General features: G+C 47.8%; 13 protein-coding genes and 1 riboswitch. Of the genes, 7 read left to right on the top strand and 6 right to left on the bottom strand.

Annotated features, from left to right (window positions below; translation table 11 throughout):
- Positions 1–73: 73 nt before the first annotated feature.
- Positions 74–1,180, bottom strand: a complete 1,107-nt coding sequence (locus tag EC604_RS25580) for a HAMP domain-containing sensor histidine kinase (protein WP_123066856.1) — start codon at positions 1,178–1,180, stop codon at positions 74–76.
- Positions 1,173–1,871, bottom strand: coding sequence for a response regulator transcription factor (locus tag EC604_RS25575; protein ID WP_123066855.1), 699 nt, complete (start codon positions 1,869–1,871; stop codon positions 1,173–1,175). The genes EC604_RS25580 and EC604_RS25575 overlap by 8 nt, the downstream gene beginning before the upstream one ends.
- A gap of 304 nt (positions 1,872–2,175) precedes the next feature.
- Between EC604_RS25575 and EC604_RS25570 the strand changes: the two genes are divergently transcribed.
- The 5 genes from EC604_RS25570 to EC604_RS25555 all read left to right on the top strand — a co-directional run bounded on the left by EC604_RS25570 (position 2,176) and on the right by EC604_RS25555 (position 6,122).
- A complete protein-coding gene (locus EC604_RS25570) occupies positions 2,176–3,126 on the top strand; it encodes a helix-turn-helix transcriptional regulator (protein ID WP_090924566.1) in 951 nt (316 codons plus the stop codon).
- An 80-nt stretch (positions 3,127–3,206) separates the two neighbouring features.
- Complete coding sequence (locus tag EC604_RS25565) at positions 3,207–4,064, top strand: zinc ribbon domain-containing protein (RefSeq protein WP_123066854.1); 858 nt, start codon at positions 3,207–3,209, stop codon at positions 4,062–4,064.
- 502 nt (positions 4,065–4,566) lie between these two features.
- Entirely contained in the window at positions 4,567–4,734 is a 168-nt protein-coding gene (locus EC604_RS30030; RefSeq protein ID WP_161557043.1) for a hypothetical protein, read from the top strand.
- Between the two features lie 141 nt (positions 4,735–4,875).
- Positions 4,876–5,553 (top strand): aspartate/glutamate racemase family protein, encoded by a 678-nt coding sequence (locus EC604_RS25560; RefSeq protein ID WP_123066853.1) that lies wholly within the window; start codon positions 4,876–4,878, stop codon positions 5,551–5,553.
- A 125-nt stretch (positions 5,554–5,678) separates the two neighbouring features.
- A complete protein-coding gene (locus tag EC604_RS25555; RefSeq protein WP_123066852.1) occupies positions 5,679–6,122 on the top strand; it encodes a hypothetical protein in 444 nt (147 codons plus the stop codon).
- A gap of 654 nt (positions 6,123–6,776) precedes the next feature.
- Here the strand turns inward: EC604_RS25555 and thiC are convergent.
- The 3 genes from thiC to EC604_RS25545 all read right to left on the bottom strand — a co-directional run bounded on the left by thiC (position 6,777) and on the right by EC604_RS25545 (position 10,004).
- Positions 6,777–8,597, bottom strand: coding sequence for a phosphomethylpyrimidine synthase ThiC (gene thiC / locus EC604_RS25550; RefSeq protein WP_240037216.1), 1,821 nt, complete (start codon positions 8,595–8,597; stop codon positions 6,777–6,779).
- 65 nt (positions 8,598–8,662) lie between these two features.
- A complete protein-coding gene (locus EC604_RS29770) occupies positions 8,663–8,989 on the bottom strand; it encodes a hypothetical protein (RefSeq protein ID WP_151458122.1) in 327 nt (108 codons plus the stop codon).
- Positions 8,986–9,099, bottom strand: a riboswitch (TPP riboswitch). (Overlaps the previous gene by 4 nt.)
- Before the next feature lie 161 nt (positions 9,100–9,260).
- Positions 9,261–10,004 (bottom strand): IclR family transcriptional regulator, encoded by a 744-nt coding sequence (locus EC604_RS25545; protein WP_090924571.1) that lies wholly within the window; start codon positions 10,002–10,004, stop codon positions 9,261–9,263.
- A 423-nt stretch (positions 10,005–10,427) separates the two neighbouring features.
- On the opposite strand from EC604_RS25545, the gene EC604_RS25540 reads away from it, so the two are divergent.
- Together EC604_RS25540 and EC604_RS25535 are read left to right on the top strand one after the other, a co-directional pair.
- On the top strand, positions 10,428–11,447 hold the full coding sequence (locus EC604_RS25540) for an alpha/beta hydrolase (protein ID WP_123066851.1): 1,020 nt from the start codon (positions 10,428–10,430) through the stop codon (positions 11,445–11,447).
- Between the two features lie 298 nt (positions 11,448–11,745).
- Complete coding sequence (locus tag EC604_RS25535; RefSeq protein WP_123066850.1) at positions 11,746–13,044, top strand: Fe-Mn family superoxide dismutase; 1,299 nt, start codon at positions 11,746–11,748, stop codon at positions 13,042–13,044.
- Positions 13,045–13,285: 241 nt separating this feature from the next.
- Here EC604_RS25535 and EC604_RS25530 read toward each other — a convergent pair whose 3' ends face one another.
- On the bottom strand, positions 13,286–13,510 hold the full coding sequence (locus EC604_RS25530; RefSeq protein ID WP_090924575.1) for a hypothetical protein: 225 nt from the start codon (positions 13,508–13,510) through the stop codon (positions 13,286–13,288).
- Positions 13,511–13,528: the final 18 nt, after the last annotated feature.

Genomic DNA, 13,528 nt, shown 5'->3' with positions numbered 1-13,528 from the left:
TCCTCCTTCCTCTCATGATTCAAGGATAGACAAAACAATTTAAAGAAAACGCAGGGCAATGTTTAAATTTTTCTTAAGTTTCATGAGAAAGCTGCTGGAAAACAGGCAGGCGAACCTCAAACATCGTATGTACCACATCACTTACAGCCGATATTATACCTTCATGCTGCTCCACGATATTACGCGCGATAAACAGTCCAAGACCCGTACCGCCTTCTTGCACGGTCCGTGCCCGATCTCCGGTGTAATACATGTCAAAGATGTGCGGCAGATCATCGGGATGAATATGTCCCCCATAGTTCGTCACCTGAATGACAACCCGACCACTATCGTGAAATCCTTTGATGTCTACGTACATACCATCCTTGCCATGCCTGGCAGCGTTGATTAGCAGATTCTCGAACACACGCGCAAGCAGTTCACCATCTCCTGATACGGTAAGGTCGTTATCAATATGTAAACGGGTGACCAGATTATTTTTTTCAAAAACAGGATAAAGTTCCTCATTCATCTGCTTCAACAGCTCGCTCAAGTCCAGCCGCGTTTTGCGTACAGGTAACATGCCATAGTTCATTCGTGTAATCTCAAACAGATCATCAATTAACTTCTCAAGCCGCTGGGACTTGGTGAACGCAATCGCTATAAAATGCCGCGCCTGTTCCTCTGTCAACTGCTCATCCTTCATCAGCAAATCCAGATATCCCAGTACCGAGGTCAGCGGTGTGCGCAGATCATGCGCAAGGTTTACGATGAGCTGGTCTTTGCTGTTTTCGGCAAAATCCCCTCGTTTCACCGCTTCTCGCAGCTTCTGGCTCGCCATATTAACACTTTCCGCAATCGTACCCAATTCGTCTTTGGCCACAATCTGTACCTGATGATCAAAATCCCCGTTAGCCAAGTGATTAATGCCTGCGGAAATCTCTTTGAAATACGTAACGTAACGTCTGGTAAACAAGTAGAAAAATAAAATCGCAAGTGGGATGAAAAGCAGCATAAAGACATATAAATCGCCAATACTTCTCATGATATTACGATATTCTGCCAGCGGGTCTTCCCGCCTCACCCCTGCGTAGTACATCTGCAACAGCTTATACACGATAAACGTGACGACGCCAGAAGCTAGCATGCTCAGACCAAGCAGCATAATCATTGTTGTGCGAAAACTTCTCCGTTTAGTCATTGAACGTGTACCCCACACCCCAGATGGTTTTGATGAACTTGTTCTTGTTCACATCTTCTCCGAGTTTCTTGCGCAGCGTGCGAATATGTACCATGACGGTATTGCCGCTTTCAAAATACGCCTCGCCCCACACCTTTTCAAAAATGCTTTCTGCGCTGAATACCTGCTTTGGATTGCTGGCAAGCAACACTAGAATGTCAAATTCCTTCGGTGTTAACTCCAGCGGTTTACCGTAAAGCGTTACGCTGTGCTGGTCGGGTACAATAACAAGTCCACCTTTTTCCAAAACCGAGCGCTGTGCTGTAGCTGTGGACTGGCTGAACTGCAAAGCACGCCGTAGTTGAGAGTTGACGCGAGCCACAAGCTCCATCGGATTAAATGGCTTGGTCATATAGTCATCGGCACCCATCACAAGCCCTGTGATTTTATCCATGTCCGATGTTTTCGCACTCAGGAAAATGATTGGAAAATGATGCTGTTCCCTGATTTTACGGGTCACCTCATACCCGTCCATACCCGGCATCATAATGTCCAGTACCGCCAGATCGATGGCTTGTGTCTGAACAGCCTGCAGTGCTGACTGTCCGTCAGATGCCTTGACGGTATGATAGCCTTCCTTTTGTAAATGTAAAGCAACCAGATCCGCGATCTCTATTTCATCGTCCGCAATCAGAATCGTAATTCGCTTCATTGCTTATTTCACTCCTATATGGGATGCTGGGCATATAATACCTATGAATCTAACAGATAACTCCCACATACACAATTGAAAGCAATGTTATATAAGTTTGACTTTTCTTTTACACTTTAACGGAGAGGACAGAAAAAACCTGAAAAAGCGAAGCGTTCGCCTTTATCCCCGGATTTTCCCCTTTGGAAAAGGGAATCCAAAAAATCTGGGGATAACAGCGATTGAAAGGTTATTCTGTCATTGGAGTGTTCAGTGTAAATGCTGTCCAATTCTATAGACACTATTAAAAAAGGAAGATATAGCTATGAAACTGGAGCGTTTGTTAGCCATTGTGGTACTGCTCATTAATCGCAGGCGTTTGCAGGCCAAAGACCTGGCCGACATGTTTGAGGTATCCATACGTACGATTTATCGGGACATCGACACATTAGGCCAAGCTGGAATTCCCGTGGTGACATATCAGGGCGCAAGCGGTGGAATCGGGCTGGCAGAAGGTTACCGGCTGGATCGCAACTTGTTAACGGACAAGGATCTTGCTTCCATCGTTACAGCACTGCGCAGCATCTCAACCACTCATACGAATACTGCGCGTGAGTTATTGGTAGAGAAGCTGAGCAGTATCGTGCCAGAAGCCAAAAATGAAGATTTCCAGGCAAGCACGCACCGATTCATCGTGGATTATTCAACGTGGACACACCCTGAAGCACTGCAACAGAAATTAAAAGTCATCGATCAGGGAATCGATCAACTTCAATGCATTCATTTTGCCTATTGCAGCGCCGAAGGTGCAGAGACCTGTCGTACGGTTGATCCACACACCCTTGTGCTGAAAAGGCACGCGTGGTATCTGTACGCCTTTTGCCACGAACGGAATGAATTCCGCATGTTCAAACTGGTGCGCATGAAAGAGGTTGTGCTTGCTGAGCAGCATTTTGAACGCCAATCCATCAACCTTCAGGACAGGCCGTGGCAGCAGGAATGGAGCCGTCCGAACAATCACATTGGACTCACACTGAAATTCCATGCCCGTGCCCGTCATCTCGCGGAAGAATGGTTTGGTATTGAAAATGTATTGCCTGACGGCAACGGGTATTATATTAGCCAGATTGCTTTTCCTGAGGATAACTGGCTATATGGCTTCATTCTCGGCTTTGGCGCAGACGTGGAGGTACTGGAGCCTCTGCATATTCGGGACAATGTATGCCGTATGGCAGAGCAAATTGTGCAAAATTATAAAACCTCAGCTCAAACCTGACAGACAGCTGTCCAGTTCCTCCCCGTATACTTCAACTATGTTCACGTTGAAGTTGTACAATACCCAAGGAGGAATGAATCATGAACGTTACCGTATGTCAGAGCTGTGGAATGCCGCTAACCAGCACCGAGCAATTTGGCACGGAGTTAGATGGCAGCCAAACCCGCGAATACTGCATTTATTGTTACAAGGATGGTAAGTTTGAGCAACCGGGGATGTCACTAGAAGGCATGATCGAGATGTGCACCGCTATACTCAAAGAAGAAGGGATGGACGAGGAATCAGCTCGCTCAATGCTGCGCAACCAGCTGCCTGTTCTGAAACGGTGGCGGAATGCAGGAAATGCTCAAAGTGCTGAGGACGGGACTACTGCGCCCTATAACACCTTGGCAGGAAAAATAAGTTCAAACGAGCCATTATCTCCATCAGATGCATATAATCCAGCAAGGGACGCTCCGTTTTACAGCGAGCCTGTCCGTTATGTAACCCTTCCTGGCAAACGCCTAGCCGGGCTGTCAGCACGTACAACCAACGCGATAGAGATGAGCGGTCAAGGCAGCATCGGCGCGTTGTGGGGGCGTTATTTTGCCTCCGAACATATACCAGCACCCGATGCTCCACGCTACGGCTGTTACACGGATTACACAGACGGTATTGCTGGTGAATATACCATTTTGATCGGGCATGAAGTTGGCAAGGAAGATCGTTTACCTGAAGGATTCGATGAGGTGCAGCTACCTCCTGCTACCTATGCGGTATTCACTTCACGAACTGGACCCATGGTTGAGGTAGTCAGTGAAGTATGGGGGACGGTGTGGACGTGGAGCCATCAGCAAGACCGTACATTTACCGGCGATTTTGAATACTACGATCAACGCAGTCTGGACCCCGAGCATACACAGGTGGATGTTTATATTGCGGTAAAAGAACGCAGATAACGTTTCTCTTCCCTCTTTCTTATCAAGGAGCAAGCGAATGAAAGAGGCGAGTTGAATAAGGAAATCAGCAGCTGTCAAGAAATCTTGGCAGCTTTTTTGACATTTTCCGTTCCATATCCCCCGACCATAGTACCAAGTTAGTTAGCATTTTTCATACCTAGTCACTTGGACATATGCCTTAGAAGCAAGCACCATTGACTTCCTCAAAATTAGGACCATTCGCATAACAACCGTTCCCCTGATCCCATATTCCCCGTTTTATATCAGGTTCTTTGTTCCTGAATTTCCCTAAAACCGTTTACATCTCCAAAATACCGGGTAAAATCACTACATCCAAGTCGGATTTCTGACTTCATATGAACCATTTCATGTAACAAGTCATATGTACCTATATGCGCACTTGACTCAGCTATCTTCACTTTATATCACCCGACGTAACTCATTATGAAATACATATTATACAAACGATGCATGTCTATCATGCATGTAAGGAGGAACCAAGATGATCCGCATGCCTATTCAGCAAATGATCCCGTATCACCACCAATATCCGCGCAACACGGCGACCGCTGCTCCGAAAAAGGAAAATGAGAACACTCAAGGCTTATCCTTCCATGAAATTTTACAGCAAAAAATGGCGAAGAAAAACGTCTCAATGAACATGAGATAACGCTTTACATCACTAAGGCGGCTCCCTATACTACGGGTAAGGGTGACCTTTCATCTACGATGATGCCTACCTATGTATCACTCATGGCGATGAACTGTCGTGCCTTCTACCTATCTCTACATAAAGGAGACCGCCTATCCTATGAGCACGATTGCCTGTTTCCACGCGCATCACTCCAATATCCGCTTGATTGAACAAGCTCTGACTTCCTATAATATCGAACTGGTTCACTATGTAGACCCTGGTCTGGATCGGCTAAAGCATGATGAGGATTTCAGCAGTGCCCTTGTTCGGGAAAAAGTAAATCAGACGCTGCAATGGATAAGCCGCTGTCACGCAGATGCCATTCTTGTCACGTGCACCTTGTTCGCAGCCGTGCTGGATCAGACGAAAGAACCGTTGCCGATTCCGGTAACGGGTATTGACGATTCACTGCTCACCATGATGCTAACCCATCCGAAGAGGTATTTGCTCGCGTTCACCAACCCCGCCACCGTACAACCTACAATGGCTCGATATCGTGCGTATATCGATCGACATTCGGCAGCAAAGGACAAGCCTGAGCTTGAATCCGTGTTGTTGCCAGGTCTATTCGACATGGTTATGCGTGGCGATCAGGAAGGCTACCTCGCGGCATTGAAAAATGCATTGCAACAGCTTGCTCTTGAACGCAAGGATACCTGTCTTGTTACTGCTCAGCTCTCGATGGCCCCAGCCGCTGAGCAGGTGTCTGCTGATGCAGACGTTACCATCTATACTCCTCTTTCGGGGTTAGGTGCGAGTCTGGAGCAGGATATCGGTATCACGAAGATCGTTTAAGAGACGAACATAACATCCTTGTTGTGCTTTATCTCATCGTGTACTCAGCACATCCGTTTCACATTGTACTTATTTCATCATAGCTCTACATGCATGTACACTTTTATTTCGGAGGGAACGAAACCATGAAACGTCTCGCTGTAGAACCAGGTCAATCCATCGGGGATATCCGGCTAGGCATGACACAGAATGAAGTTGAACAAACGGAGGCTTTCAGCTTTGATCCCAAAGTGGAGTATGATGCTCAAGGCAAGGCACATTTTATTGAATTTTATGAAAGTGATGAGTATACGTGTATGCTGGGAGAACTCGATCTGCTCGGCACCGAAGCTGACGTTCTGATTCCGCAATTGGATGCCATTGCACCATACGATCGTGAAGACCCAGAGCTCGGATGCAGTTTCCAGTTTGATCAGATCGGCTTGATTCTGTGGCGTCCAGTACCCATGAACCGAGAGGATATGAAGGAGCCGTGGTTTCTGGAGATGCCGCCCGAAAATCAGCAGGATGAAATGAAGCATCTCTGCTTCTCAACAGCAGCCGTTTATGCGAAGGGATACTACGAGTAAGCATGATGCGATTCCTGTTAGAGGATTTATACAATCAAAAGATGATCGCAGGAGAATTCCGATAGCCCCTTCTTACCGCTAACGATCTGAGAGAACGCTATTTGCCTCATATCAGCTTCATTGGAATTCTAACGATCATGAGAAACCTTATTTTAGGTTTTCAGCAGCGAATCACCCCTTTTTCGGCTAGTTTCAGCGAAATAGCGTCGCTGGGGATCGTTAGAATTTTTTTCGCGGCAAAAGCGCCAAAATAAGGTTTGTGGAGATCGTTAGAATCTAGATTATTCTCTGTACAGATTGGGGAACCACCTGACACCTTAATATAAAGATACGAGGTAATTAATATTATGAAATTTCTTTATATTCTTATCCTGTTCATATTAGGTATGAGTTGTTCCGCTATCCTGCATGCAGGTAATTTAAGATTGTCCGACGGTCTATTATTTGTAATCGCTGGTATCTTGTTTCGTATATGGAACAAAATTGATTAGGGCGTGTCTGAAAACGCTGAAGGAAGCCTATTTTGCCAAACATCCGTTCCAAGCTACGAAGTTCCCCACAGGCGTGCCAGGGCACGTCAAGGGAAACTGACGCAATAAAGGGCAAAAGGCCGGTAAAAGATTCACTTCAGTGGTTTAAAGACACGCCCTAGTATTACCTCGCCCGGTACTCCTCAGCCTTCGCCTGCATCCCGGCGGCAACCGCTTCCTCGTCGTTCAGGCCGCGATCAGCGGCAAAGGCACGGATGTCCTGCGTGATGCGCATACTGCAGAACTTCGGTCCGCACATGGAACAGAAATGTGCCTCCTTCGCCCCTTCTGCGGGCAGCGTCTCATCGTGGTAGGACAGCGCCCGTTCCGGGTCCAGGGACAAGTTAAACTGATCTCTCCAGCGGAACTCAAAGCGTGCCTTCGACAGCGCATCATCCCGGCGCTGGGCGCGCGGGTGGCCTTTGGCTAGATCGGCGGCATGGGCGGCTATTTTATAAGCAATAACCCCTTCACGCACATCATCCTTGTTCGGAAGCCCCAGATGCTCCTTCGGTGTAACATAGCAGAGCATAGACGTACCAAACCAGCCAATCATCGCCGCACCAATGGCAGACGTAATATGATCGTATCCGGGTGCAATGTCCGTAGTCAGCGGCCCGAGGGTATAAAACGGTGCTTCCTGGCAGATTTCCATCTGCAAATCCACATTCTCCTTGATCTTGTGCATCGGTACATGCCCCGGCCCTTCAATCATCACCTGTACATCATGCTTCCACGCGATCTGTGTTAATTCCCCGAGCGTTGCCAGCTCTGCCATCTGTGCCTCGTCATTGGCGTCGTAGATGCTGCCTGGACGCAGTCCATCCCCAAGCGAGAATGCTACGTCATACCTTTTCATAATTTCACAGATTTCTTCAAAATGGGTATACAAAAAGTTCTCCTGATGATGTGCCAGGCACCACGCCGCCATAATTGACCCGCCTCTAGACACAATGCCCGTCATCCGTTTCGCTGTCATCGGAATATATCGGAGCAACACACCTGCATGAATCGTAAAATAGTCCACACCCTGCTCCGCCTGTTCAATCAGCGTATCTCGGTACAACTCCCAAGTGAGTGCCTCCGCCTCGCCATTCACCTTCTCCAGCGCCTGATAGAGCGGTACCGTACCAATCGGCACTGGGGAGTTACGGATGATCCATTCCCGTGTCGTATGAATGTCTTTGCCTGTAGAGAGATCCATCACTGTATCCGATCCCCAGCGCACAGCCCAGGTCATCTTCTCCACCTCTTCCTCAATGGAGGAAGATACGGCGGAATTGCCGATATTAGCGTTGATCTTCACGTGAAAATGACGACCAATCAGCATCGGCTCACTCTCCGGGTGATTGATGTTGGATGGAAGAATCGCCCGGCCACTCGCCAGTTCCTGCCGCACGAATTCAGGCTCTACGCCTTCACGAATAGCGGCGTACTCCATCTCTGGCGTAATCACACCCTGCCGCGCATAATGCATCTGCGTGACACACCGCCCAGCCTGGGCACGTAACGGTTGCCCGCGGAATCCCGGATACTCCTCTGCCCCGGCTCTTCGCCCTCCAGGCTTCAATCCGTTATCCTCCGGTTTAACCGCTCGCCCCTTATATTCTTCTACGTCACCGCGCTCCATGATCCAGTGATTTCGGAGCGCAGGTAATCCTTTACGAATATCCATCTGGAATTCGGGATCGGTCATCGGGCCGCTCGTATCGTAGACACGCAGCGGCTCATTATGCTCCACCCCTTGGGGAGTATGGGTATCATGAAGGGCAATTTCACGCTCCGGTACAGCAATGTCCGGTCGTGAGCCCTGAATGTAGACTTTGCGGCTGCCCGGGAAGGGTTGAACCCCTCCAGCCGCTCCGGTTTTCTTTTCCACCGGATGACCATCGCGAACTATTTCCTCAATTCCTATCTCTTGTCCCGTTTGGTTGCTTGTATTCATGTCTCCTGTTTCCTCCTCTGTGATCTTCTTTAGCCCATGTCGTCCAACATTATGACAGCTTTGACTTACACACCTGTCTGGATAAATGCAGAGCACAGAAGCACAGCAGGAATGACCCTGCACAAGCAGCCAAAATGATCCAAGAGACAACTTTTATGTACAGTCAACGAGAGAACCGCGATCACATCACCTAGAAATCCAGGCATGTATGCCGCAATTGTTATGCTGTCACTGCCATGGTGAAACACAACACATGAATCTCTGCTTGCCGCTGTAAATAAAAAAGCCGGTTCCGAAGGAACCGACTGATGTCCATCACCATACACGCAACAAGGGCATCTTCTGCCATACAGCATTGATCCCGGGTTAACGACTGTGGTGTTTGTGGTCATGTGGCCGATTACTTCCCTACGCTGGTATGATCCAGATCAGGTGCAAAGGGTCCGGAATCTCATGCGATCCCGTCTCAGTCCGGACAATTCGGACTCCCCCAGTAACGTAAACGTATTGCGGCGATCAAGCCGCTGTTCAACTTGAAAAATAACATTCAACCGACCCCGCCGGGTCGTCCATTACAGAGTAGCGTAATCTGGACATAAATACAACCTTAATATTCCAGAGAGAAAATTCCTTTTGAGCAAAACTTCAAGCAAGAGCCCGCCCCTATGGCAACATCAATCCCATTTGCACCGCTGCTTCTTTCAACACAGGTGCGTACTCATGTAGTGTCTCTTGCGAGAGCCTGCTAACAGGTCCAGACACGGAAAGTGCTGCTGCAATGTTGCCTCTGCGATCCATAATTGGCACGGACACAGCGGCAGCTCCCGGCTCGCGCTCCTCATAACTCGTTGCATATCCGCTCACACGAATGTCTTCCATCTGTGCCAGATACACGGCCGGATCGATGAATACAGGCCATTCCGGCCCATTCATCAGTTCCTCCCGATCCTCATCTGCGGCAAATGCCATTAACACTTTGCTGGAAGCGCCTACGGAAAGCGGCAGTCTGACACCTACAGGCGCGACCCGCCGAATCGCCTGATCACTCTGCACGGCCTGAATCCGAATCCGCTCACCGCCGTCACGAAGATAAAGACTTACCGTCTCGCCCAAACGATCGCGCAGTCTCTCCATTGCAGGTAAAAGCAAAATTGCAGGATCATCACTACGTGACATATGCGCTGACAGCTCCCAGATCCGAATACCCAGCCGATACTTTTCGGTTGCTGCATCACGTATCACGAACCCCCGATCCTCCAGTGTAGCCATCAATCGATGCACCGTACTTTTGTGCAAACCGATCTGGCTGGCAATTTCGGTGAGTCCAAGATCACTGCGCGTGGTAAAACATAATAATATATCCAGCGCCCGTTCTACAGCCCGGACGGTTAACTTGCGGTCTTCCATGGCATGATGCCCTCCTCATGTTTCATCACATGAAACTTGGTTACATAAATTATATGAGAAACGGTCTCATCTGTAAACCAGAAAGAAGCGTTTTGAAGATGATTTGCAAACAAAGAAAAGAACAAGGATATCCATTTTGCCTATCGTAATCTCCTGTAATTTACACACTATGGAATTGTTACCTCTACATCTTAAGCACTATATAACAATTGCGTAACAAATGCCTCCAATCAATTGACTTTGACTATATCGGGACATACGATAAAGACAGGGAACCAATTCAGATAAAAGAACAAAAGCATGACTTTAGCATCAGAATGTCATCGTCATGAATACGTGCTAAAAAGCACCTATATGCTATTTTCACACTGTTATGATCTTATCCATATTTATCCTCAACCGAAACTCAAAGGAGGGGCGTGCATGTATTCGACATCCCAGAGTGAAGCCCCGCTGCATACCAAAGTGTCCGATCTGCCCTCTTCGTTGTCACCGAGGCTGATTCGGTTCAAACATATTGTCGTAGCGTTGCTGCTCTCCGTTGTATTTTTTCTGTTGTTTTGTTTTATTGCCTTACACGGTTATATTGCATGGGTACTCTCCAACCCTACGGTCGCACCGGTATTTTCAAACCCGATGCAGGCCAAAAACATGAAATATGAGGATATTACATTCCCTGCAGCCGACGGCAGCCGAACGATGCAAGGCTGGTATATCCCTGCGAATACCGATACAGGTAAAACGATCATCTTCAGCCACGGCTATGGGGCGAATCGTGAGGAAACCTGGGTGCCTATGTATGACCTTGCCCATTACGCGCACCAGCTCGGGTTTAATGTGGTCATGTTCGATTACGGCTTTGCCTCTCAGGTGAACCGGGCGGTAGCTACTGGCGGTAAAGCCGAGTCTCAGCAATTGCTGGGAGCCATTCAGTTTGCAAAACAGCGCGGTGCGCAGGAACTGGTTGTCTGGGGATTTTCCATGGGCGCAGGGACAGCTCTGCAAACTGGACTGCTGACCAAAGAAGTGGATGCTATGATTCTGGACAGCACCTTCCTGCTGGAGCCGGATACGTTGTACCACAACATTCATAATCAGATTAATTTGCCGCGTCAACCAACGCTGGAGATTATGAAGTTGCTCTTCCCGGTCTTGAACGGTACCGGCCTACAACAAATACCCTATCAGGAAGTGAAGAAAAAGGACTATCCGTTCCCGATCTTCTTTATTCACGGCACAGAAGATGAGAAGGCCCCTTACCCGATTGCTGAACAGCTTGCCGCCAATCAGACGAATCCTTATTCAGAAGAATGGATTGTGCAAGGCGCGCATCATGAACTGATCTTTCGTGAGCATCCGAAGGAATATCTACGCCGCGTTTCGACTTTCCTTAGTCACGTGACGAAGACAATCAGTGAGGAAGTACAACAAAATCAACAGTAATAAGTTAATTTAGCCCGTAACCCTGTTATATTATCTTGTTAACTGGCAGATCAACAAGCAAAGATCACGAGCGATTCAGAAATTTTCCGTTTCACCAATCAAAATGGTATACAGCATTCGATGTGTTTAGAGCCCTCAGGGGCTCTTTTTTTATACACATAGGACAATACTTCACAAGAATACATTGTTGAGACAGAGCAATGGCACTTGAACGAAGAGCGGATTTGTATTTTGGCACATGCCTTGAAAGAAGTGGTTTTTTATTCAAAAAATCTGAAAGATTGGAGGTATAACACATATGAACTGCGATGGATACGGCCATTTGTTGCCTCTGCGGACGCTGGAAGAAATCCGTTTCTGGAAAGAGCAAGAGAAGGAACATACACTCATCATTCGCACACTGATTCCTGACCTCGAGCCCTCCTACGTTAAACTTCTGGAGGAATGGGAAGCAGCCTTTGCGAACAGTGAGCGAATGGCGAATCAGCTGATAAAACAGCTATTGCCTGCAACGCAGCCGCCAGCTCCCTATATCATGCGAAGTATCGATCAACTCGTCCGGACAGCACAGCATCAGTCCAGAGAGTTTATAAAGCAGCTGTATATCATGCTTGAGCAAAGTACAGCGGTGCGCGCGGTCCCACTTGCTAAAACCTTCATTTTGCATATCATCCGCGAGTCGGAGTATTTCCTGGGGGTATTAGAAACGCTGAGCCAGCCCGGCATTTTGCGGGAAACAGAACCAGCCTCATCGATGCTGCTAGAGAATGCACTGCACAACATTAACTCCAAGGCGGCTTCAGACGTACGTCTAGAAGCAGCGGAGTCACAAACATCTTCGGCCGGGCAAACCAATGCCAATATATCCCCTTCGGCTTCCGCGCAGGTGCAATCGTCGCCACTCCAACCTTCGACGGGTGGTACCGCTCCTGCCGAAACTCTGCCTGCTTCTGCCCCGGTAAAAGAAAAGCCGGTTCCTATTGGCGGGCACACGTTACCTCCGCTCCCTTACGCGTATAATGCGCTGGAGCCGCATATTGACGAACTAACGATGCGCATTCACCATGACAAGCACCATCAGTCCTATGTGGACGGTTTGAACGTTGCGGAGAAGAAGCTGGCTGAATCCCGGAAAAAGAACAATTTTGAACTCATCAAACATTGGGAACGTGAGCTAGCTTTTAATGGAGCAGGACATTATCTGCATACCATCTTCTGGACCATTATGAACCCGGTAGGTGGCGGTAAACCTACAGGCATGCTTGCAGAGCAGATCAAACGTGATTTTGGCAGCTATGAAGCTTTCAAAAATCAATTTACCGAGGCGGCAAACAAGGTGGAAGGCAGCGGCTGGGCAATGCTGGTCTGGAGTCCGCGAGCTCACCGCTTGGAAATTTTGCAGGCTGAAAAACATCAGAATCTGTCCCAATCGGATATCGTTCCACTCCTGCCACTGGATGTATGGGAGCACGCCTACTATCTCAAGCATCAAAATGAACGCAAAAAGTACATTGAAGACTGGTGGAATGTCGTCTACTGGCCTGCTGTTGCTGAACGGTACGAGACCGCGCGCAAGCTGCTATGGCCGCCTTATTAGAATGTTGTAGCACCTGTGGGATATTAAATCCAATATCTAACTAAAACAAATAAAAAATGAGATATCTCCAGTCTATGACTGAAAGATATCTCTTTGAAACCTGTTGGCGTTATTTCTATAACAGGATAAAACCCATGTATATGCGATGTTATCTGCTTGAATTGTAGAAGAAATAACAAAAAAAGCGAACCTCTCATTAGAGATTCGCCTAAATATCGACTTCATACATAATATACCTATGTTAAGAAGCACAGCCCTCGCAAGCTACATAGTTGTCCCCAACCTGTTTGCTGATGGCGATCAGATCGCCCAGTTTGATATCGGACTCTTCTGTGAACTCCAGATCAGCAATACGTGCCACAATCAAAGCAGCAGCCTCTTCTTTACTGGTTGCCATTTGGCTAAATTCTGATTTTTCACCTGTCGAAATGACTTCATACAGGTATGTATATCGCAATGTTTCCACTCTAAATCCTCTCCTTCC

The sequence above is a fragment of the Paenibacillus amylolyticus genome, assembly GCF_003719335.1.
GTDB lineage: Bacteria > Bacillota > Bacilli > Paenibacillales > Paenibacillaceae > Paenibacillus > Paenibacillus amylolyticus_D.
Note: the sequence above shows the minus strand (reverse complement) of the source record. Positions and strands in the feature narration are given on the sequence as shown.